The organism is Streptomyces sp. NPDC019890 (genome assembly GCF_044903445.1).
GTDB lineage: Bacteria > Actinomycetota > Actinomycetes > Streptomycetales > Streptomycetaceae > Streptomyces.
Genome location: NZ_JBJDQK010000001.1, coordinates 348236 through 370664 on the forward strand (window position 1 = coordinate 348236; position 22429 = coordinate 370664).

Here is a 22429-nt window from a genome sequence, read left to right on the forward strand (position 1 = left end):
TGCGCCGGAGGGGCTGAACTTCAGCCCCTCCGGAGTAGGGCAGGCCCTGGAGGGGAGGATCTGGGGCGGAGCCCCAGTTGCGGGAAGCCTCGCCCGTCAGCGCAGCGCGGGCTCGTCCAGCGTCAGTGTGCAGGCGTCCGCGTCCAGCATCGCGGGCACCCCGAGCGGGATCGTCAGCGCCGTCGCGCCGTGCCCGAAACCCAGCTCCTCCACGACCGGCACCCCAAGGCCGCCGAGCCGGTCGAGCAGCACCGCCCGCACCTTTTCGTAGGGACCGCACTCCTCCCACGATCCGAGCGCGACGCCCGCCACGCCCTCCAGCCAGCCGGAGCGCAGCAGTTGGGTGAGGACCCGGTCGAGGCGATAGTCCTCCTCGCCCACGTCTTCGATCAGCAGCAGACCGCCGCGGGCGGTCGGGCGGGCGTGCGGGGTGCCCAGGTCCGCGGCGAGCAGGCTGACGCAGCCGCCGAGTGTGATGCCCCGGGCCCGGCCGGGGACCATGGTGCGGGCCGTCTCCAGGCCGAGGGTGCGTACCGACTCGGGCTCGAAGAGCGTGGCACGCAGCGACTCCTGGGTGCGGTCGTCCTTGAGGAAGGTGAGCGCGCCGACCATCGGGCCGTGCAGCGTGGCCAGGCCCGTCCGGACGGCGAAGGCCTCATGGAGGGCGGTGACATCGCTGTAGCCGACGAAGACCTTGGGGCCGGCCGCGCGTATCGCGGTCCAGTCGAGCAGATCGACCATGCGCTGGGCACCGTAGCCGCCGCGGGCACAGATGACGGCGGACACCGACCGATCGCACCAGGCCTCCGTCAGATCGCGGGCGCGGTCCTGGTCTGCACCCGCGAGATACCAGAACTCGGGGTGCTGGTCGCGGACATGGGGCAGCACGACCGGGTCCAGGTCCCAGCCGCGCAGGATCTCCAGGCCCGCGTCGAGCCGTTCGCCGGGTACGGGGCCGCTGGGCGCCACGACGGCGACCTTGGCCCCGGGCCGCAGTCGCGGCGGGCGGGTCAAGGGCGTCAGGGGCGGGCGGGTCACTTCTTGAGCTCCAGCAGGGGGATGTCGGGGCGGGTGATGCCGAAGGTCTGGGCGTAGAGGGAGAGTTCGGACTCAAGCGCGCGGATCATGGTCTCGGCCCTGCGGAAGCCATGGCCCTCGCCCTCGAAGGCGATATACGCGTGCGGTATGCCGCGCCCCGCCATCTGCGCCAGGAACCGCTCGCACTGCACGGGCGGACAGATCACATCGTCGAGGCCCTGGAGCAGCAGGAACGGAGTGGTGATCCGGTCGCTGTGCTGCAACGGCGAACGCTCGAGGTAGCGGCCCGGGACCTCGGCGAACGGGCCGATCAGCGACTCCAGATACTGCGACTCGAAGTCATGGGTCTCGTCCGTGGCCCAGCTCTGCAGGTCCAGTACGGGATAGATGATGGTGCCGCAGGCGTAGAGATCGGTGGTGGTCAGCGATGAGGCGGTGGTCCAGCCGCCCGCGCTGCCACCGCGGATGGCCAGTCGCGCCGGATCGGCCGTGCCCTCGGCGGCCAGGGTCTCGGCGACGGCCGCGCAGTCCTCGACGTCGACAACGCCCCATTGTTCGCGCAGTCTGCCGCGGTATTCCCTGCCGTACCCGGTGGAGCCGCCGTAGTTGACCTCGGCGACGCCGATGCCGCGCGAGGTGAAGTAGGCGATCCCCAGGTCGAGGACGAGCGGGGCGTGACCTGTGGGGCCGCCGTGCGCCCACACCACGAACGGCGGCAGTTCGTCGTCGGGCGCGATCCGGTCGGGGCTGTGCGGCGGGTAGATATGGGCGTGGATCTCGCGGTTGTCGGGGCCGGTGAAGGTGCGGATCTGCGGCTCCGGGTAGTAGACCGGGTCCACCGGGTCGTCATGCGCAGAGCCGATGACCCGGGTCCTGCCGGTGGCGGTGTCGAGCTCCACGAGCTCGTACGCGCTGCGCGGGCTGGCCGCGACCCCGATCACCCTGTCTCCGTGCACGGCGAGGGTGGACGCCCACTCGGTCCACGGGCCGGCGGCGTCGACGATCTCACCGGTCTCGGGGTCGAGTATCCCCAGGGCGGTGGCGCCCCTGCCGTGGATGACGGCGATCAGCCCGTTCGCCAGGGGGTGGAACCACCTGAGGCCGATCTTCCACAGCGGCCCGCCGAACTCCTCCGCCCGGCCGGGACAGAGAGCGGTGCGCGTCCCTGGGTCCGGCCCGGTCCCCTCCGGCCGGATCCGCTGCAGCTCCCACCAGTTACCCACGTCGGAGACGAAAAGCAGCGAACCGTCCGGGGCCCAGTCGACCTGGGCGACCGATTCGTCCGTGCCCCCGACGACCGGCCGCACCGCGCCGAACGGCCCGCCCTCCCTCACCTCGCCGAGCATCACCACCGTGCCGTCCCAGGGCATCTGCGGATGGTCCCAGGCGATCCAGGCGGCGTGCCGCCCGTCGGGCGAGAGCCGCGGCCCGGTGACAAAGCGGTGCCGGTCGTCCGAGAGCTCCCGCACCGCCGTCCGGTCCTCGGCCGCCGAGCCGTCCAGGGGCACGGCCGCAATCACCCGCCGTACGTCGGTGGGCGACTCGCCGGTGAACTCCTCGAGCACGCACCAGACTTCGCCCCGCTCCAACTGCAGCTGCAGGTCCACCCAGCGCAGTCCGCCGCCGACAGCCGAGAGCGGTGTAAGCGGTCGCGGGGCGGATTCGGGCGCGTCCGGCTCGTAGACGTACAGCCGCTGGTCGTTGAAGTGCACAAAGACGACGAGCGGACGGCCGTCGGCCCGCCGGGCTCCGGCCCAGGGGTGTCCGCCGTACTCGATGACTCTGCTGCGTATATTCCACGGGGCGGGGAGCAGCGACTCCTCCACGCCGTCGGCCCGCCGGCGCATCAGCGCCCGTCTGCCGCCCTCGGTGGGACGCGGCGCGGTCCACCACACCTCGTCGCCGACCATGCCGAGGAACTCCGGGCGCCCGTCGTGCGAGGCGGCGAGTCTCGCGTCGATCGGGGACGGCCAGGTTCCGTAGGCTCCCGTGGGTACCATTGCCGACTCCCCCTATGCGGACCGCAGATAGCGGTCGAGAACCTTGACGCCGAAGTGCAGCGCCTCGACCGGGACGCGCTCGTCGACCCCGTGGAACAGCGCCGCGTAGTCGAAGCCGACGGGCAGCTTCAGCGGCGAGAAGCCGTAGCCCGTGATGCCGAGCCGGGAGAACTGCTTGGCGTCGGTGCCGCCCGGCATGCAGTACGGCACGGCGTGCCCGTCCGGGTCGAAGTGCTCCACGGCCTCCCGCATCTTGGCGTACGTCGGGGAGTCGACGGGTGCCACAAGTGGCACCTCGCGGTGGTGGAACTCCCACTCGACGTCCGGCCCCGTCAGCCGGTCGAGGGTGTCGTGGAACTCGTCCTCGCCGCCGGGCACCATCCGGCCGTCGACATAAGCGGTGGCGTGCCCCGGGATCACATTGATCTTGTAACCGGCTTCCAGCATGGTCGGGTTGGCGCTGTTGCGCACGGTCGGCTCGACCAGGGCGGCCGCCGGGCCGAGCCTTGCCAGCAGCGATTCCACGTCGAAGTCGGCTGCGTTCACATCGGTCTCGATGCCGTGCAGCACCGCGAGCTCGGCCAGCGCCGCACGCACGGTCGGGGTGAGCCGCACCGGCCACTGGTACTCGCCGATCCTGGCGACCGCCCCCGCGAGCCGGCTCACCGCGTTCGCCCGGTTGACCTTGGAGCCGTGGCCCGCCCTGCCGTGGGCGGTGAGCTTGATCCAGGCGGTGCCGCGCTCGCCGGCGGCGATCGGGTAGAGCGCCATCCCGGGTCCGGCGTGGAAGGTGAAGGCCCCGGACTCGCTGATCCCCTCCGTACACCCGTCGAAGAGGCCGGGGTGCTGGTCGGCGAGGAAGCCCGAGCCGTCGGCCGCGCTGGCCTCCTCGTCCGCGGTGTACGCGATCACGATGTCGCGCCGGGGCCTGATCCCGGCCCGGGCCCAGGCCCGGACGACGGCGAGCATCATCGCGTCCATGTTCTTCATGTCGACCGCGCCGCGACCCCACACCACGCCGTCGCGGACCTCCCCGGAGAAGGGGTGCACGGACCAGTCGGCCCGCTCGGCGGGCACCACGTCCAGATGACCGTGCACGAGCAGGGCGTCCGCGGACGGATCGGTGCCCTCGATCCGGGCGACCACATTGGTGCGCCCCGGGGTGCGCTCCAGCAGGGTGGGTTCGAGACCTGCGTCGGCCAGCCGCTCGGCTGCGTACTCCGCGGCGGGCCGCTCCCGGCAGTCGCCACCGCCGCGGTTGGTGGTGTCGATCCGGATCAGCTCGGAGGTGAAGGTAACCACCTCGTCGAGCGCCTTGCCGTCGATGGGCGTTGTCACGTCAGCCATACTGCTCCTCCACTGCCGCCGAGACGATCGTCGTGACCGCTTTGAAGGTGCGGATGCCCTCATACATCGTCCCGCTGGTGTACGCGACGCGTCGCTCGCCGCTGCCCGCCACTCCCGGCACAACGGTGGCCGCCGCCGCCAGATGCGCCGCGTCGAACTCCAGCTCCACGGTGAACGGGCCGTCCCGCACCGGCTCCTGACGCCCGGCGAGGGCGGTCGCCTCCTTGGCGGCGGCGCGGATGTCGGAGGCGGTACGAGCGGGGGTGCGGCACACCGCCGCATACCGCGAGACATGGTCCTTCACCGCGACCTTGCGGGCCCCCGGCGCATAGCCCTCGGCGTCCACGCAGGTCAGATCGTCACCGGTGACCAGCACCACCGGCACGCCGTACTCCGCGACCACATGGGCGTTGAGCAGGCCCTCGCTCGCCCGCGCGCCGTTCAGCCATACCCCTGTGATCGAGTTGGCGAGATAGGTGTGCGCGAGCACGCCCTCCGTGCCCGCTCCCGTGTGGTAGCCGACGAAGGCGATGGCGTCGACATCGCCGTGCTGCACACCCTCCACCATCGACAGCGACTTGTGTCTGCCGGTCAGCATTTCGGCCCGTTCGTCCAGCCGCTCCAGCAGCAGATTGCGCATGCTCGAGTGCGCTTCATTGATGAGCACCTCATCGGCGCCGCCGTCGAAGAAGCCGAGCACCGCCGCGTTCACATCGGAGGTGAACATGGACCGGCAGCGCTCCCACTGGGGGGTGCCGGGCAGCACGTCGGCGGGCCAGGTCACACCGGTGGCGCCTTCCATGTCGGCGCTGATGAGGATCTTCATGCCCGGAACGTTACGCGGCGCCTTCCACCCCCACCAGCCCTGTGGATAACTGCCAAGGCGCCGCGCCGCGCCTTGGCTGGCGGCCGGAACAGCGGCTCAGCGCCGCCCGACCACGAACCACCGGGCGGGCAGCTCGATCCGGGTGCCGTCCGCCAGATACTCCGTCTGCGGGAGTGCCGTCTCGCCGCTCGTGAAGATGTCCAGGCCCGCTTCCGCCAGCAGGGCGGGCACCTCCTCGTCCGAGGCGTCCGCGGGTTTCAGCCCATGGGCGAAGACCCTGCGCAGTTTGGGGGGCGGCCCGTCCGGCCCCTCGGCCGCCCGGCGCAGTACGTCCCTGGAAGCCGAGACCAGCTCGACGACGAAGGCGCGCCCACGGGTGCCGACGAGTTCGGCGACCGCGCCGGCGACCGCCGCCCGGTCCTCCGGCCTGCTCTGGTGGATCACTGCCCGCATATAGACGTGGCAGTCCCCGAGGCGCCGGTGCAGTTCCCTGACCGCCGGGCCGTCCACCAGACTGAGCTGCTGGAACTCGGCGACCCCGGTGGCGTCGGCGCGGCGTGCGTGCTCGATCGCCGCATGCGCGAGGTCGACGCCGACGGCCTTCGGGAACCTGCCGGCCAGATAGCGGGTCTGCGTCCCGTTGCCGCAGCCCAGATCCACTATGGGCAGCGCGGAGTCCACGTGGGGCAGCAGCAGTTCGGTGTGCGGCTCGGCGGTCAGCGACGGGTCGGAGTCCCAGATCGCCTCGCCCGGCGCATCGGTCGTCTCACGCCAGTAGCTTTCCCACGCGTCCCGGTAGTCCTCTGACACATTCATGCGCGCGCTCCCCAGGTCCGGCCCGGCTGACGATGACGACGACGTACGGATGCGACAGCGGCGTACCGACGTGTCGCCGTATCGCCCTATCGCCGTACGTCAGCACATCACGTCAAGATCGGTCTACCGTGAGGCAGTTGACCGTGCAAGGGAGCTCGCAAGTTCGAATTCATCCTCGGCGCCCGCCGCGCTGCCCACGAGGGAGCGCCTGCTCGAACCAGACGGCCTTGCCGACCGCGCCGCGGCTGCTTCCCCACTCCGTCGCCAGGCGGCTCACCACCCGTAGCCCGCGCCCGCACTCGTCCTCGGGGCTCGCGCTCAGCAGTGTCGGCAATTCGTGATCGTAGTCGGAGACCTCGCACAGCAGCGTGTCGGAACGCACCAGCCGCAGGTCCACATGGCCCCCGTGCGCATGCCGCACCGCGTTGGTCACCAGCTCGCTCACCAGGAGCTCGACGTTCGAGGACAGTTCCGCCAGGCCCCAGACGGCGAGCTGCTCCCGGACCAGCCGCCGGGCCCGCCCCACCTCGTGCGGCTCGGGCGGCAGCCGCCACTCGGCGACGTCCTCGGCGGCGATGCCGTTGAGCCGCGACATCAGCAGGGCCACATCGTCCTTGCGCCCGCCCCGGGTGTTCAGTGCCCGGATGATGGTGTCGCAGGCGTCGTCCATCGCGGCCGCTGGGTGAGCGGCGGACTCGCACAGCGTGGCGAGGCCGACTCCGATGTCCTCGCCGCGCACCTCGACCAGTCCGTCCGTGCACATCACCAGGCGGTCGCCGGGCGCCACCGGGACCCGGGTCGTCTCGAACGGGACCCCGCCGACGCCGATGGGCGCGCCGGTGGGCAGCTCGAGCAGCTCGCTGCGGCCGTCCTCGGCCCGGACCAGCACGGGCGGGATATGGCCCGCGTTGGAGATCTGGAGCTCGGAACGGATCGGGTCGTAGACGGCGTACAGACAGGTCGCCAGATACTGCTCGCCGAGCCGCCGTGCCAGGTCGTCGAGGCTGCGGAGCAGTTGCGCGGGCGGCAGCTCCATGGCGGCCATGGTCTGTACGGCGGTGCGCAACTGGCCCATCATCGCTGCCGAGTTGAGGCCGTGCCCCATGACGTCGCCGACAACGAGCGCGGTGCGCGAGCCGGGCAGTTTGATGGTGTCGAACCAGTCGCCGCCGACTCTGCCGAGCCGGGTGCCCGGCAGATAGCGTGTGGCGGTGTCGCAGCCCGCCATGCGCGGGGTGACCTGCGGCAGCATGCTGTCCTGGAGCGTCTCGGCGACATTCTCCTGGTATGTGTACATGCGGGCGTTGTCGAGGACGAGACCGGCACGGGCGGCGAGTTCGGCGCCGGTCGTGCGGTCCATGTCGTTGAACGCCTCCCGGCCCGGCCGCCGCATCAGCACCATGAAGCCTAGGACGACATTGCGCGCCTTGAGGGGCACGAGCAGCATCGAGCGGTGGTTGATGAGGGGCCGCAGATCCCGCTTCTCGAACTGCCCCGAGATGCGGTTGCCCATCTCCTCGCTGATGTGCGGGATGAGTACCGGCTCTCCGGTGACCATGCACTGGAAGAACGGGGTGTGCTCGGGAAAAGCGATGGCCTCGCCGACCGGAACGGTGTCGTCCCAGCGGTTGGGTTCGTCGTTGTGCTCGACCCAGACGCGGTGCCAGATGGTCGTCACACCCGGCGGACCGTCCGGGAACCCCTCGCCCGCCAGCACGGCCGCACGCAGATGCGTCCCGGCGAAGTCCGCGAAGCGGGGCACGGCGGCGCTGGTGACCTCGCGGATGGTGCGTGCCAGATCGAGCGACGTACCGATGCGTCCGCTGACTTCGTTGAGGAATTCGAGCCGCTCACGCACCGCGGCATACTCGAGATCCTGCTCGAGGTCGGCCGCCTTCACCGCCTGCCCGGCCGCCGCGGCCGCCTCGGCGGCCTGCTGCCGCGCCGTGCGCTCCGCGCGCCTGGGCACACCCCAGTCGGGGGTGACCGGAACCCGGTCGTGATGGCTGAACTCAAGCACCGGATAGCCGAGGTCGAGGATCTGGGAGACGATCCGCGTCGACTCGTGGACGCTCATGCTGGGCAGGATCTCGGGGAGCCGGCGCGCCAGTTCGTCGAAGCCGGGAAACTCCGTGTGCAGGGCGAATCCGGGCGCGATGCGCTCGACGCTCTCGTCCTCGCTCCTGAACTGCGCCGCGTCCGCGGCCAGTACGAGCAGTCGCTCGCAGCCTGGTCCGACCATGGGGTATGCCCACCACAGCACGTCGACCCGGTCGCGCCCCGCCTCGGAGAGGCGCGCCCGGCCGGCCGCGGGGTAGGAGGTGAGGCCGTTCAGCGAGGCGTCGAGTCCGGGGCCCAGACCGCCGTAGGCGTCGTACTCCTCGTACTCGCCGTCCCTTGCGAGTGCGCCGGAGATGGGAAGTAACTCGACGACGGGCTGTCCCACCGCCTGCTCCCTGGAGGGGCCGAACAGCCGCCGCGCACCGGTCGACCAGTGCGACACCAGGCCGTCACCGTCCACGACGACCACGGCAAGCGGAATCCGGCCGGCCGCGGCGTACCGCTGCGGCGGTGTCGGCGGAACACCACAGTCCATGGGTGGGAGGCTCCTTCCCCGCCGCTGAGGCAGCGGCCTTACCACCACGGTACGGCGCTGTGCACACCATGCGCCGGGCAACGGTGAAATGGGTCGTGCGCCCGCGTGCACGTACAAGTGGTCAGTCCTCGTGCCCCAGTTGGAGATCGCGCTCGGTGCGTCCGCCGCCGGCGACCTGCAGAACTGTCGCAACCGGCGGGTAACCTGCGGCGATGACGGTGTACTCCCCCGACGACAGGTCGACGAAGCGGAATGTGCCGTCGGGTCCGGTGGTGAGGGAGTCCACCACATTGGCTGCCGCGTCGAGCAGCGTGACGCGCGCATCCTCGACCGGCCGTCCGCCAGAAGACCGTACGATGCCGCGCAACACCGCCCCACCCGCCAGCTCGATGTCCTGCCGGGTCTCGCGCGACGCCTGCACGCTGACCGGAAGCGCGGCGGGACGGAAGGCGGGGGCGCTCGCGGCTAGCGTGTACTCCCCCGCCACCAGCTCCGACATCACATAGCCGCCTTCACGGCCGCTGCGGGTGGTGGCGACGACCTCTCCCCGTACGTCGGTGAGGGTGACCGCGGCGTCCCGCACGGGTGCGCCCTCCGCCGTGACGACGGAACCGGCAAGCCGGCCGGCCCCGCCGAGGACCACATCGAGCTCGACAGGACGCTCGCCGACGGTGACCGTGACGGCCTGCGGCTGATGCCCGCCCGCCGCCGCGATCATCACGTACGAGCCGGAGCCCGGCACGCTCAGCGCGTACCGCCCGTCCTCGCCGCTGGCGCCGCGTCCCACCTGGTTCCCCTGTACGTCGATGAGGGTGAGGGCGGCGCGCGGGACGATGCTGCCGTCGTGGTGCTGCACGGTGCCGCAGACCGGGACACCCGAGGCGTACGCGGGCGCTCTGCGGGCCGTGGGCACGGAAGCGGTTTCGGTGGTGAAGGCGTTGTGGGTCACCAGCGGTTTCTCCTTGAGGAAGAAGGCGACGAAGAGGCCGAGCGCAAGCACCGGCACCAGGTAGAGGAAGATCCGCGGCATCGCTTGCGCGTACGCCTGGATGTATCCGTCGCGCAGCGCGGGTTCCATGGCGTGGACGAGTTGCGGAGTGATGGAGTCGGGGTCGGGCAGGCCCGCACCGGCCGGGAGTCGGCCAGCGAGCGCGGCGGTGAGCCGGTCGGCGAGGAGCGTGCCGAAGACGGCGGCGCCGAGGCTGCCGCCGATCTGCCGGAAGTAGTTGTTGGCACTGGTGGCGGTGCCGAGGTCGGTGGGCGGCACCGCGTTCTGCACGGCGAGGATCAGCGCCGGCATCACCAGACCGATGCCGACGCCGAGCACGGCCTGCCAGATGCTGTGGTCCAGCCGCGGGGTGTCGGCATCGAGACGGGACAGCAGCCACATCCCGACGGCCGAGATCGCGCAGCCGAGGACCGGATAGATCTTGTAGCGGCCGGTGCGGCTGATGAGCCGGCCGGAGACGATCGAGGAGGCGACGATGCCGCCCATCATCGGGAGCATCAGCAGCCCGGACTCGGTGGCACTGGCTCCCTCGACCATCTGGAGAAAGGTCGGCAGACAGCTGGCCGCACCGAAGAGCGCGACGCCGACGACCGCGCCGACGAGCCCGGTGATGTTGAAGATCGCGTCGCGGAACAGCCGCAGCGGGATGATCGGTTCGGGCGCATAGTACTCGACGACGATGAAGAGCAGGGTGGTTCCGGCCGCGCCGGCCGCGAGTCCCAGGACGACGCGCGAGCCCCATGCGTACTCCGTACCGCCCCAACTGGTCAGCAGTACAAGGAAGGTGGAGGCGGCGGCGAGGAACAGCGCGCCCAGTACGTCGAGTCGGCCCCGGGTGGGGGGCTTCGGAAGCTTCAGCCCGACGGTCACCACCAGCAGGGTGACCAGGCCGAAGGGAACGTTGAAGTAGAAGCACCAGCGCCAGGACGCGTGGTCGGTGAAGAAGCCGCCGAGCAGCGGGCCCGCGACGGAGGCGACTCCGAAGGCCGCGCCGATGAGGCCCATGAAGCGGCCGCGCCGCCGGGCCGGGACGATGTCGGCGATGATCGCCTGCACGCCGGTCATGAGGCCGCCGGCGCCGATGCCCTGGATGGCGCGGAAGGCGATGAGCTCGTCCATCGTGCGCGACCAGCCGGCCAGCGCGGAGCCGATGACGAAGACGACGATCGCGAACTGGAAGACGCCCTTGCGGCCGAAGAGGTCGCCGAGTTTGCCGTAGATCGGCAGGCCGACGGTGGCGGTGAGGAGATAGGCGGTGATCGCCCAGGGCATCCGGCCCAGACCATGGAGTTCGCCGACGATCTTCGGCAGGGCGGTGGCGACGATCATCTGATCCAGCGCCGCGAGGAGCAGCGCGAGCATCAGGCCGGTGAAGACGAGGCGTACGCGGCGCGGGCTGAGCGCGGGGGCAGCGGCACGTGTGCCACGGGGAGGGGGTACGGCCGCGGCAGGCACCCCACGGAGAGATGGTCCGGCCACGGCCGGAGCCGTCTCCTCGTCCTTCACCAGCGTGATCCCGCCCACTTCGCTGCTCCCCTTCGTCGCGCCTGCGCGGGCCCATTTCTCGCATTACGCGACAACTGCGGCAAGCGCGACGAGTTGGGGTGGAAGCGGTGAGTGAGCGGCTTAAGCGCCGGTCGGAGCCCCTACGGCGAAGGACAGCCCCTGTACGGAAGACCACTCGAAACGGTGAGCGCCATGGCAACGCCGTTGTGCGTCACGGCACGGCTGTCGAGGGTCAGGGCAACTCGGCGGGGATGCTTCGGGGTTACTTCTCGACCTCGGCCGCGAGCTTGGCGAGCAGCGCATCGTAGATACGGCCAAGTCCCTTGGGGGCGAAGGTCTTCTCGAAGAATCCACCGATGCCGCCGGCGCCGTTCCAGACCGTGCTGACGACGACCTTGGACTTGCCCTCGCCGGCCGGGGTGACGGTCCAGGTGGTGACCATCGAGGAGTTGCGGTCCTTCTCGATCAGTCGGCCCTCCGTCGGCTCGGTCACCTCGAGAACGCAGTCACGGATGCGCTTGCTCGTCGCCTGGAGCTTCCAGTGGACGACCGTGCCCTCACCGTCGCCGCCCTCCAGGACCTTGTACTCGCTGAAGTGCTCGGGCAGGACCTTCGCGCGGGTGTTCTCGTAGTCGGCCAGCGCGTCGAACACCTTCTCCGCATCCGCCGAGATGATCCGTTCCGTTGTGGCCTCGACCTGCGCCATTCCTGTTCCTCCAAGCATTCGCTTCTTCGGGGGCGCAGCTAGCCAATCACCTCGGCCGCGGCCGCCCAAATCCAGGTTGCAGCGATCAAGGGAACATGTGTTCTATTCTGTGGCCGGAGCTACCGAGGAGGCGTCCATGCGCTGGGACAATCTGGTCGAGAACCCCCGGGCGGCCGGGGACACCGCTCTTTTCGGTACGTCGGCGGTGACCACCAGGACCTTCGACACCCCCGAATTCCGCGGCATCACCTTCCATGAGATCCGCGCCCGGTCGATCCTGAACCGGGTGCCGGGTGCTTCGCGGATGCCGTTCGAGTGGACGGTCAATCCGTATCGGGGCTGCACGCACGCGTGCGTCTACTGCTTCGCCCGCAAGACCCACAGCTATCTGGACCTCGACACCGGGCTCGGGTTCGACTCCCAGATCGTGGTGAAGATCAATGCTCCGGAGCTGCTGCGCCGCCAGCTGGCGTCGCGGCGCTGGCAGGGCGCCCATGTCGCGATGGGGACGAATGTCGACTGCTACCAGCGGGCGGAGGGGCGGTACCGGCTGATGCCGGGCATCATCGCGGCCCTGCGGGACCATGCGAATCCGTTCTCGATCCTCACCAAGGGCACGCTGATTCTGCGCGATCTGGAGCTGTTGCGGCAGGCGTCGGAGGTGACCGAGGTCGGGATCTCCGTCTCCGTCGGCTTCACCGACCGTGAACTGTGGCGCACCGTCGAGCCGGGCACGCCGTCGCCCGAGCGGCGTCTCGACGTCGTACGCACGCTGACGGACAACGGCATCGGCTGCGGCGTGCTGATGGCGCCGGTGATCCCCTTCCTCGGTGATCACCCCGACCAGCTGCGGGCGACGGTGCGGGCGATCGCCGCGTCCGGGGCGACGTCGGTGACCCCGCTCGTGCTGCATCTGCGACCCGGCGCCCGGGAGTGGTTCATGGCATGGCTCGGGGAACACCATCCGCATCTGGTGCGGCGGTACGAGCGGCTGTACGCGGAGGGGGCGTACGCGCCCAAGTGGTACCAGCGTCGGATCACGCGCCATGTGCACGAACTGGCCGCGGAGTTCGGGATAGGCCCGGCGGACCGGGGGATGCCGAGGCGGATCCCGATGCGGCAGGAGGCGGAGCCGATGGAGCCTGAGCCGACGCAGCTGACGCTGCTCTGAACCGATTGCTGGGTGCTCCGGGCCGATTGTCAGTGGCGTGCGCAAGGATGGGCGCATGACTTCGCAGCTCACCCGCATACAAGCCCCCGAGGGCGTCGCACCCAGCGCCCACTACAGCCATGTCGTCTGGGGCACCGGCCGGTTCGTGGCGATATCCGGGCAGTGCGCCCTCGACGCGGACGGCCAGGTCGTGGGCGAGGGGGACCCGGCGGCACAGGCACGCCAGGTCTTCGAGAACCTGCGCCGCTGTCTGACGGCGGCGGGCGCGTCGTTCGACGACGTGGTCAAGCTGACGTATTTCGTCACCGATGTGGCGCACCTGCCGGCGGTCCGGGCGGCGCGCGACGAGGTGATCGACGCCGGTCGGCTGCCGGCGAGCTCGGCGGTCCAGGTGACGGCGCTGTTCCGGCCCGAACTGCTCGTAGAGATCGAGGCGTTCGCGCTGGTCGGGGAGGAGGGTTAACGGATGGACGTCCGGACACGGGACATGGCGGTGGGCGACTGCGATGCCGTCGCCGCGGTCCGGGTGCGGGGCTGGCGATCCGCCTACGCAGGGCTGATGCCCCAGTCGTATCTGGACGCGATGAGCATCGAGGAGGACGCGGCGAGGCGTCGCGCCCACTTCTCCGGGGACGACGGCGGCCGAGTCAGCCACGTGGTCGCCGAGCACCACGGCGAGGTGGTCGGGTGGGGCTGCTTCGGGCCGAGCCGGGACGAGGGCGAGGCACCCGGTGTGTGCGAGCTGTACGCGATCTATGTGCTGCCGGAGCGGGTCGCCACGGGGGTGGGGCGAGCGCTGATGGACGAGCTGACGCGGCGGGCCGCGGCGGACGGCTTCGAGCGGATGCAGTTGTGGGTGCTGAAGGAGAACGAGCGTGCGCGCCGCTTCTACGCCAAGGCGGGCTTCGCGCCCGACGGCGCGGAGGAGCCGTTCGTGGTGGACGGGGTCGCGGTTCCGGAGGTGCGGTATGCGCGCGGGCTGACGGCATAGGCGAGGGTCGACGGGCCCAGTCCGGCGGCCGTTCTGTCCTCGGCCACCGGCAGGGCCTCAGCTGAGGCGGGCAAGCGCCGCCTCAGCCGCGGCGGTGAGTCTGGGGTGGGTGCTGGCCGACGTCAGGATGGCGTGCGCTCGTTTGTCGCCCAGCGCGCCCAGGCCCTCCACGCACGCCAGGGCCAGCCTCCAGTGGGGGTCACCAGGGGTCAGTCTCCGGCGCAGGACCGTGATCAGCGCCGGTACGGACTCCGGGGCCCGCAGGCGGGTGAGCAGCCGCACCGGGACCAGTGCATAGGCGACCCGCAGCTCGTTGGTGGCCAGCGCGGCCGCCGCGCGGGGGGTACGAGGGTCCGCCAGCCGGGACAGGGCGTGCGCGGCCGAGACGCAGCGCCCCGGGTCGCGATGGTTGAGCAGCAGCACCAGCGCCTCGAAGGCCCGCCGGTCCCCCGCGCAGCCGAGCCTGAAGGCCGCGATCTCCCGGGCCCACAGCGGTCGTTCATGTTCGGTGAGGACCCCCGCGAGCTCCTCCCGGTCCTCGGTGACCAGCAGCCGTTCGTATGCCACCGAGCCGCCCGATTCACCCCGCAGCCGCTGAGCCAGCGACCGTAACTCCTCATCCATGGCGGCACCCCTCATCCATGGTGGTCAGCGTATCGGCGATGCGCCGGCGATCCAGATCACATCGGCCCACCCCTGGCGCGCTCGTTACTCGCGGGTTAATCTCAAGTGAGCGGGTAACCCCCCGCGGCTCACGGTGGCCTGGTGACGCAGCCACCGCGAGTGCTTGTCGGTTCGGCAGTTCTGCACGACGTACGACGCGACTTCGGGACAAAGTCCGTCGGCTCAGCACCACGACACGCATGAACGGTGCGCCGATTTCCGTGCGCCCTGCGCCCTCTGGCGTCCCTGCGCCTCTTGGCGTCCTCGCCGCGCGCGCCCCTCACCAGTCGTCACTCATCCCTGGAGTCCCACGATGGACACCCCTCTGCACACCATTGCCGTCGTCGGCCTCGGCACCATGGGCACCGGCATCGCCGAGGTCCTCGCCCGCGCCGGCCGTGAGGTCATCGGCATCGACATCAGCGACGCCGCCGCCCGCCAGGCCGTCACCGCCCTCGAGGCCTCCACCGCCCGCGCCGTGGAGCGCGAGCGGATCACCGAGGAGGAGCGCCGGAACACCCTCGCCCGCTTCCGTACCTTCTCCGATCTGCAGGCCGCCGCCGACGCCGACCTCGTCATCGAGGTCGTGTCCGAGTCGTACGAGGCCAAGCAGCAGGTCTTCCGCGCGCTGGACTCCATCGTCCGCCCCGGCACCATCCTCGCCACCGGCACCAACGCCCTGTCGGTGACCCGGCTCGCCGCCGACTCCGAGCACCCCGAGCGCGTGCTCGGCCTGCACTTCTTCAACCCGGCCCCGGCGATGAAGCTGGTCGAGGTCGTCTCCTCGGTGCTGACCGCGCCGAGCGCCGTCGAGGCCGTCACCGAGCTCGCCCGCGAGCTCGGCAAGGAGCCCGTCGCGGTCGGCGACCGGCCCGGCTTTGTCGCGGACGGTCTGCTCTTCGGCTACCTGAACCAGGCCGCCGCGATGTACGAGGCCAAGTACGCGTCCCGCGAGGACATCGACGCCGCGATGAAGCTCGGCTGCGGGCTGCCGATGGGCCCGCTCGCGCTGCTCGACCTGATCGGCATCGACACCGCCCGTACCGTCCTGGACGCGATGTACGCCGAGTCCCACGACCGGCTGCACGCGCCCGCCCCCATCCTCAAGCAGCTCAGCGAGGCGGGTCTGACCGGCCGCAAGACGGGCCGCGGCTTCTACACCTACGCCGCCCCGGCCACCGGAGTCCTGGTGCCGGACGCCCTCACCCCGCAGCCGGCCGCCGAGGCGGCGGGCGGCCGTGAGATCCGCTCGGTCGGCGTGGCCGGTTCCGGCACGATGGCGAGCGGCATCGCCGAGGTCTTCGCCAAGGCCGGCTACGACGTGGTGCTCGCCGCCCGCTCGCTGGAGAAGGCCGAGACGGCCAAGTCCCGTATCGCCAAGTCGCTTTCTCGCTCCGTCGACAAGGGCCGGATGACGGCCGAGGCGCGCGAGGCGACGCTGGAGCGCGTCTCCCCGGCCGGCTCGCTCGACGCCTTCGCGGACGTGGACCTCGCCGTCGAGGCGGTGGCCGAGGACCTGGAGATCAAGCAGCAGCTCTTCGCCACCCTCGACAAGATCTGCAAGGAGGGTGCGGTGCTCGCCACCACGACCTCCTCACTGCCCGTCGTGGCCTGCGCCCGCGCCACCTCGCGTCCGCAGGACGTCATCGGCATGCACTTCTTCAACCCGGCGCCGGCGATGAAGCTGGTCGAGGTGGTCCGTACGGTCCTGACCTCCGACGAGGTCCACGCCACGGTCCGCGAGGTGACCACGAAGATCAAGAAGCACCCGGTGGACTGCGGCGACCGGGCCGGCTTCATCGTCAACGCCCTGCTCTTCCCGTACCTCAACAACGCGATCAAGATGGTCCAGGAGCACTACGCCACGCTGGACGACATCGACGCCGCGATGAAGCTGGGCGGCGGCTATCCGATGGGCCCGTTCGAGCTGCTCGACGTGGTCGGGCTCGATGTCTCGCTCGCCATCGAGAAGGTGCTGCACCGCGAGTTCCGTGACCCGGGACTGGCTCCGGCACCGCTGCTGGAGCACCTGGTGGCCGCGGGCTGCCTCGGCCGCAAGACGGGACGCGGCTTCCGCGAATATGCCCGCCGCTGATCACGGGGCGGGCTGGGGCGGGCTGCTCGATCCTTCGGGCAGCCCGCCCCCTGCCACCGAGGCGGGGACGGCTCACCCGCAGGCGCACTCCCCTGCACGAATGCAGTACGTTCAGGTCATGCCGCAGCCTGCCAAGCCCGCCCGCACCAAGGCCACGCCCGACGCTCCGGAAAGTGCCGCAGGCAGTCGCGCAGCCGCCCAGCGCCTCAAGATGCGGCGGGAGCTGGCGACTGCGGCCATGGAACTCTTCGCCACCAAGGGGTACGAGGCGACGACCGTCGACGAGATCGCCGCGGCGGCCGGGGTCGCCCGCCGGACCTTCTTCCGCCACTTCCGCTCCAAGGAAGAGGCGATCTTCCCGGACCACGACGACACGCTCGTACGCGCCGAGGCGGTACTGAACGCGGCCCCCGCCCATGAGCACCCCCTGGACACGGTCTGCCGGGGCATCAAGGAGGTCATGCGGATGTATGCGGCCTCCCCAGCGGTCTCCGTGGAGCGCTACCGCCTGACCCGCGAGGTACCCACGCTGCGGGAACGGGAGATCGCCTCGGTGGCCCGCTACGAGCGCCTTTTCACCCGCTATCTGCTGGGCCACTTCGACGAGCGCGATCACCATGCCGGCAACGACGACCCACTGCTGGCCGAGGTGGCCGCGTCCGCGGTCGTCACCGCGCACAACCATGTGCTGCGCCGCTGGCTGCGGGCCGGCGGCCAGGGGGATGTGGAGACCCAGCTGGACCACGCGTTCGCGATCGTCCGCGACACGTTCGGCACGGGGATCGGGGCGGGGCGCACCCCTCAGGCCGAGCGCCAGGGTCCCGCGGCGGTGTCGACGCGTACGAGCGGCGACGTGCTGGTGACGGTGGCCCGTACCGACGCACCGCTGGACGAGGTCATGCGCACGATCGAGCGGGCACTGGGCGACCGCAGAGCCTGACCGAGTCGCCCCGACACCCCCGCACTCACCGTAGTCGGCCGCACACAACATCAGACGGAATCCAACGGCCGCCCGCCCCAGGGGCGGCCGTTGTTGCTCGCAGGTGCCCGCCAGATGACAACTGAGAGAAATTGCTGGCACGCAGTGTCTTGCGAGCTGGCACGGCGTGCCATACGTTGATGTTGTCCGGGCGGCCGGCGTGCAGAGACCTTTCGTACGCCGGCTGTCCCCGCAAACCATCGCGTTTGCGCGCCCGGGCGCCTGCGTCACAGGCAACCTCACGCGCCCACCAGCGCTGCCAGAGCACCACCCGCCGAACCGACGGCACACCTCCACAGCAGCAGCACCCCGACGTTCCCCTAAGCGTTTCCCTCAAACGCGCTTCGCCGGAGGCACCCCGTGAAGGAAATCCTGGACGCGATCCAGTCGACGGACAGCACGTCTGCCGACTTCGCCGCACTGCCCATCCCCGAGTCCTACCGCGCGGTGACCGTGCACAAGGACGAGGTCGAGATGTTCGCCGGCCTCGAGACCCGGGAGAAGGACCCCCGCAAATCCCTCCATGTCGAGGACGTGCCGGTGCCCGAGCTCGGCCCGGGCGAGGCGCTCGTCGCCGTCATGGCCAGCTCGGTGAACTACAACTCCGTCTGGACCTCGATCTTCGAGCCGATGGCCACCTTCGGCTTCCTGGAGCGGTACGGAAAGCTCTCCGAGCTCACCAAGCGGCACGACCTGCCGTACCACATCATCGGCTCCGACCTGGCGGGCGTCGTGCTGCGCACCGGCCCCGGCGTGAACGCCTGGCGGCCGGGCGACGAGGTCGTCGCGCACTGCCTCTCGGTCGAGCTGGAGTCCTCCGACGGCCACAACGACACGATGCTCGACCCCGAGCAGCGCATCTGGGGCTTCGAGACGAACTTCGGCGGTCTCGCCGAGATCGCACTCGTCAAGTCCAACCAGCTGATGCCCAAGCCCGAGCACCTCAGCTGGGAGGAGGCCGCGGCTCCGGGCCTGGTCAACTCCACCGCGTACCGCCAGCTCGTCTCGCGCAACGGCGCGGGCATGAAGCAGGGCGACAACGTCCTGATCTGGGGCGCAAGCGGCGGCCTCGGCTCGTACGCCACCCAGTTCGCGCTGGCCGGCGGCGCCAACCCGATCTGTGTCGTCTCCAGCGAGCAGAAGGCGGACATCTGCCGCGCGATGGGCGCCGAGGCGATCATCGACCGCAACGCCGAGGGCTACAAGTTCTGGAAGGACGAGCACAACCAGGACCCGCGCGAGTGGAAGCGCTTCGGCAAGCGCATCCGTGAGCTGACCGGCGGCGAGGACGTGGACATCGTCTTCGAGCACCCGGGCCGCGAGACCTTCGGCGCGAGCGTGTACGTCACCCGCAAGGGCGGCACCATAGTCACCTGCGCGTCGACCTCTGGCTACAACCACGAGTACGACAACCGCTACCTGTGGATGTCGCTGAAGAGGATCGTGGGCTCGCACTTCGCCAACTACCGCGAGGCGTGGGAGGCCAACCGCCTGGTCGCCAAGGGCAAGATCCACCCGACGCTGTCGAAGGTCTACTCGCTCGACAACACCGGCCAGGCCGCGTACGACGTGCACCGCAACCTCCACCAGGGCAAGGTCGGCGTGCTCGCCCTCGCCCCGAGCGAGGGTCTGGGCGTCCGTGACGAGGAGCTGCGCGCCAAGCACATCGACGCCATCAACCGCTTCCGCAACGTCTGAGAGACGCACACATGACAGAGCGTCAGAAGGACCGGCCGTGGCTCATGCGGACGTACGCCGGTCACTCGACCGCCGAGGCGTCCAACGAGCTCTACCGGCGCAACCTCGCCAAGGGCCAGACCGGCCTGTCGGTCGCGTTCGACCTGCCGACGCAGACGGGCTACGACCCGGACCACATCCTCGCCCGCGGCGAGGTCGGCCGGGTCGGGGTCCCCGTCTCGCATCTCGGTGACATGCGGCGGCTGTTCCAGGACATCCCCCTGGAGCAGATGAACACCTCGATGACGATCAACGCCACCGCGATGTGGCTGCTGGCGCTCTATCAGGTGGTCGCCGAGGAGCAGGGCGCCGACCTCACCAAGCTCCAGGGGACGACGCAGAACGACATCGTCAAGGAGTATCTGTCGCGCGGGACGCATGTCTTCCCGCCGGGCCCGAGTCTGCGGCTGACCACCGACATGATCACGTACACGGTGGCCCACATCCCCAAGTGGAACCCGATCAACATCTGCAGCTACCACCTGCAGGAGGCGGGCGCCACGCCGGTCCAGGAGATCGCGTACGCGATGTCCACCGCGATCGCCGTGCTGGACGCGGTCCGCGACTCCGGCCAGGTGCCCGCCGAGAAGTTCGGCGATGTGGTCGCCCGTATCTCCTTCTTCGTGAACGCGGGCGTCCGGTTCATCGAGGAGATGTGCAAGATGCGCGCCTTCGGCCGCATCTGGGACCAGGTCACCCGCGAGCGGTACGGCATCGAGAACGCCAAGGAGCGCCGTTTCCGCTACGGCGTCCAGGTCAACTCCCTCGGTCTGACCGAGGCGCAGCCGGAGAACAATGTCCAGCGCATCGTCCTGGAGATGCTGGCCGTGACCCTGTCGAAGGACGCACGCGCGCGTGCCGTGCAGCTTCCGGCCTGGAACGAGGCGCTGGGTCTGCCCCGCCCCTGGGACCAGCAGTGGTCGCTGCGTATCCAGCAGGTTCTGGCGCACGAGAGCGACCTGCTGGAGTACGAGGACATCTTCGCCGGCTCGCACGTCATCGAGGCCAAGGTGGACTCCCTGGTCGACGAGTGCCTCGCCGAGATCGCGCGGATCCAGGAGATGGGCGGCGCGATGGCGGCCGTCGAGTCCGGCTATCTCAAGTCGCAGCTGGTCTCCTCGCACGCGGAGCGGCGCGCCAGGATCGAATCGGGCGACGAGAAGATCGTCGGTGTGAACATCTTCGAGACCACCGAGCCCAACCCGCTGACCGCGGACCTGGACGAGGCGATCATGACGGTCGACCCGGCCAACGAGGCCCGCGTGGTCGCGAAGCTGCACGACTGGCGCGACAACCGCGACGAGGCCCGGGCGACCGAGACACTGGCCGCCCTGAAGAAGGCCGCCGCGGGGTCCGAGAATCTGATGGCCGCCACGGTGGAGTGCGCCCGTGCGGGTGTCACGACCGGTGAGTGGTCCTGGGCGCTGCGCGACGTCTTCGGCGAGTTCCGCGCGCCGACGGGTGTCTCCAGCGCTCCCGTCGCGGTGACCGCCGAGGCGGGCACGCCGCTCGCTCTCGTACGCGAGAAGGTGTTCCGTACGGCCGAGGAGCTGGGCTCCGGCAGGCTGCGTCTCCTGGTCGGCAAGCCGGGTCTGGACGGGCATTCCAACGGTGCCGAGCAGATCGCCGTGCGCGCCCGCGACGCGGGCTTCGAGGTGGTCTACCAGGGCATACGGCTCACGCCCGAGCAGATCGTCAACGCCGCCCTCGCGGAGGACGTGCACTGCGTGGGTCTGTCGATCCTGTCCGGCTCGCACGCGGAGCTGGTGCCTGATGTGCTGGAGCGGCTGCGCGAAGCCGGCGCGGCCGACATTCCGGTGATCGTCGGCGGGATCATCCCGAACGCCGACGCCGCAGATCTGAAGGCGGCGGGTGTGGCCGCCGTCTTCACCCCGAAGGACTTCGGCATCACGGAGATCATCGGCCGTATCGTCGACGAGATCCGGAAAGCGAACAAGCTCGACCCTCTGGAGGTCCCCGCATGACCACGCCCGTGAACCGTCTCCGTCCGCGGCGTTCCTGCCTGGCCGTACCGGGCAGCAACCCGCGGTTCCTGGAGAAGGCCCAGGGCCTGCCGGCCGACCAGGTCTTTCTGGACCTGGAGGACGCCTGCGCCCCGCTGGCCAAGCCGGAGGCCCGGCACACCATCGTCAAGTTCCTCAACGAGGGCGACTGGACGGGCAAGACCAGGGTCGTACGGGTCAACGACTGGACGACCGAGTGGACCTACCGCGACGTCGTCACGGTCGTCGAGGGAGCTGGCCCAAACCTCGACTGCATCATGCTGCCGAAGGTCCAGGACGCGCAGCAGGTCGTCGCGCTCGACCTGCTGCTGACGCAGATCGAGAAGACGATGGGCTTCGAGGTCGGCAAGATCGGCATCGAGGCGCAGATCGAGAACGCGCAGGGGCTGAACAACGTCAACGCGATCGCGCAGGCCTCCTCGCGCGTGGAGACGATCATCTTCGGCCCGGCCGACTTCATGGCGTCCATCAACATGAAGTCCCTGGTCGTCGGCGAGCAGCCGCCCGGCTACCCGGCCGACGCCTACCACTACATCCTGATGAAGATCCTCATGGCCGCCCGCGCCAACAACCTCCAGGCGATCGACGGCCCCTACCTGCAGATCCGCAATCAGGAGGGCTACCGCGCCGTCGCCCAGCGGGCCGCCGCCCTCGGCTTCGACGGCAAGTGGGTGCTGCACCCGGACCAGGTCGCCGCGGCCAACGAGATCTTCTCGCCCTCCCAGGAGGACTTCGACCACGCCGAGCTGATCCTGGACGCGTACGAGTACTACACGTCCGAGGCGGGCGGCAAGAAGGGCTCGGCGATGCTCGGCGACGAGATGATCGACGAGGCCAGCCGCAAGATGGCGCTGGTCATCTCCGGCAAGGGCCGGGCCGCCGGCATGCAGCGCACGTCCACGTTCGAGGCCCCGGAGGCGTAACG

The 22429-nt window shown here is 70.2% G+C and carries 17 protein-coding genes; 8 read left to right on the top strand and 9 right to left on the bottom strand.

Translation table 11 applies throughout. The annotated features are described in order from the left end of the window. Positions 1-96: 96 nt before the first annotated feature. The 8 genes from ACI2LP_RS01505 to ACI2LP_RS01540 form a co-directional block, all read right to left on the bottom strand. Positions 97-1038: an LD-carboxypeptidase gene (locus ACI2LP_RS01505; RefSeq protein WP_404722499.1), complete on the bottom strand. Its 942-nt coding sequence runs from the start codon at positions 1036-1038 to the stop codon at positions 97-99. Continuing rightward, positions 1035-3038, bottom strand: a complete 2004-nt coding sequence (locus ACI2LP_RS01510) for a prolyl oligopeptidase family serine peptidase (RefSeq protein ID WP_404722500.1) — start codon at positions 3036-3038, stop codon at positions 1035-1037. Before ACI2LP_RS01510 ends, ACI2LP_RS01505 begins: the two co-directional genes overlap by 4 nt. Before the next feature lie 12 nt (positions 3039-3050). Beyond that, entirely contained in the window at positions 3051-4385 is a 1335-nt protein-coding gene (locus ACI2LP_RS01515) for a M20/M25/M40 family metallo-hydrolase (RefSeq protein WP_404722501.1), read from the bottom strand. Next, a complete protein-coding gene (locus tag ACI2LP_RS01520; protein ID WP_404722502.1) occupies positions 4378-5211 on the bottom strand; it encodes a M55 family metallopeptidase in 834 nt (277 codons plus the stop codon). Before ACI2LP_RS01520 ends, ACI2LP_RS01515 begins: the two co-directional genes overlap by 8 nt. A gap of 96 nt (positions 5212-5307) precedes the next feature. Then, entirely contained in the window at positions 5308-6027 is a 720-nt protein-coding gene (locus tag ACI2LP_RS01525) for a class I SAM-dependent methyltransferase (RefSeq protein ID WP_404722503.1), read from the bottom strand. Between the two features lie 169 nt (positions 6028-6196). Next, positions 6197-8623 carry a SpoIIE family protein phosphatase gene (locus tag ACI2LP_RS01530; protein WP_404722504.1) on the bottom strand — a complete coding sequence of 809 codons (2427 nt, stop codon included), beginning with the start codon at positions 8621-8623 and terminating at the stop codon, positions 6197-6199. 121 nt (positions 8624-8744) lie between these two features. Continuing rightward, a complete protein-coding gene (locus ACI2LP_RS01535) occupies positions 8745-11156 on the bottom strand; it encodes an MFS transporter (RefSeq protein WP_404722505.1) in 2412 nt (803 codons plus the stop codon). 244 nt (positions 11157-11400) lie between these two features. After that, a complete protein-coding gene (locus ACI2LP_RS01540) occupies positions 11401-11844 on the bottom strand; it encodes an SRPBCC family protein (protein ID WP_404722506.1) in 444 nt (147 codons plus the stop codon). A gap of 136 nt (positions 11845-11980) precedes the next feature. On the opposite strand from ACI2LP_RS01540, the gene ACI2LP_RS01545 reads away from it, so the two are divergent. Genes ACI2LP_RS01545 through ACI2LP_RS01555 form a run of 3 tightly spaced genes read left to right on the top strand, consistent with a single transcriptional unit; the run spans position 11981 to position 14006 of the window. Further along, on the top strand, positions 11981-13015 hold the full coding sequence (locus tag ACI2LP_RS01545) for an Rv2578c family radical SAM protein (protein ID WP_404722507.1): 1035 nt from the start codon (positions 11981-11983) through the stop codon (positions 13013-13015). Between the two features lie 55 nt (positions 13016-13070). Beyond that, positions 13071-13478 carry a RidA family protein gene (locus ACI2LP_RS01550; RefSeq protein ID WP_404722508.1) on the top strand — a complete coding sequence of 136 codons (408 nt, stop codon included), beginning with the start codon at positions 13071-13073 and terminating at the stop codon, positions 13476-13478. 3 nt (positions 13479-13481) lie between these two features. Next, complete coding sequence (locus ACI2LP_RS01555) at positions 13482-14006, top strand: GNAT family N-acetyltransferase (protein WP_404722509.1); 525 nt, start codon at positions 13482-13484, stop codon at positions 14004-14006. 57 nt (positions 14007-14063) lie between these two features. On the opposite strand, the gene ACI2LP_RS01560 is transcribed toward ACI2LP_RS01555, so the two are convergent. Further along, positions 14064-14630: an adenylosuccinate lyase gene (locus ACI2LP_RS01560; RefSeq protein WP_404722510.1), complete on the bottom strand. Its 567-nt coding sequence runs from the start codon at positions 14628-14630 to the stop codon at positions 14064-14066. A 352-nt stretch (positions 14631-14982) separates the two neighbouring features. Between ACI2LP_RS01560 and ACI2LP_RS01565 the strand changes: the two genes are divergently transcribed. From ACI2LP_RS01565 to ACI2LP_RS01585, 5 genes are all read left to right on the top strand, one after another. Beyond that, entirely contained in the window at positions 14983-16764 is a 1782-nt protein-coding gene (locus ACI2LP_RS01565; RefSeq protein ID WP_404722511.1) for a 3-hydroxyacyl-CoA dehydrogenase family protein, read from the top strand. 118 nt (positions 16765-16882) lie between these two features. Then, positions 16883-17704: a TetR family transcriptional regulator gene (locus tag ACI2LP_RS01570; RefSeq protein ID WP_404722512.1), complete on the top strand. Its 822-nt coding sequence runs from the start codon at positions 16883-16885 to the stop codon at positions 17702-17704. Positions 17705-18103: 399 nt separating this feature from the next. Further along, positions 18104-19441 (top strand): crotonyl-CoA carboxylase/reductase, encoded by a 1338-nt coding sequence (gene ccrA / locus ACI2LP_RS01575; RefSeq protein ID WP_404722513.1) that lies wholly within the window; start codon positions 18104-18106, stop codon positions 19439-19441. An 11-nt stretch (positions 19442-19452) separates the two neighbouring features. After that, positions 19453-21465 carry a protein meaA gene (locus tag ACI2LP_RS01580; protein ID WP_404722514.1) on the top strand — a complete coding sequence of 671 codons (2013 nt, stop codon included), beginning with the start codon at positions 19453-19455 and terminating at the stop codon, positions 21463-21465. Continuing rightward, positions 21462-22427: an HpcH/HpaI aldolase/citrate lyase family protein gene (locus ACI2LP_RS01585; protein WP_404722515.1), complete on the top strand. Its 966-nt coding sequence runs from the start codon at positions 21462-21464 to the stop codon at positions 22425-22427. The genes ACI2LP_RS01580 and ACI2LP_RS01585 overlap by 4 nt, the downstream gene beginning before the upstream one ends. The last annotated feature ends 2 nt before the right edge of the window (positions 22428-22429 follow it).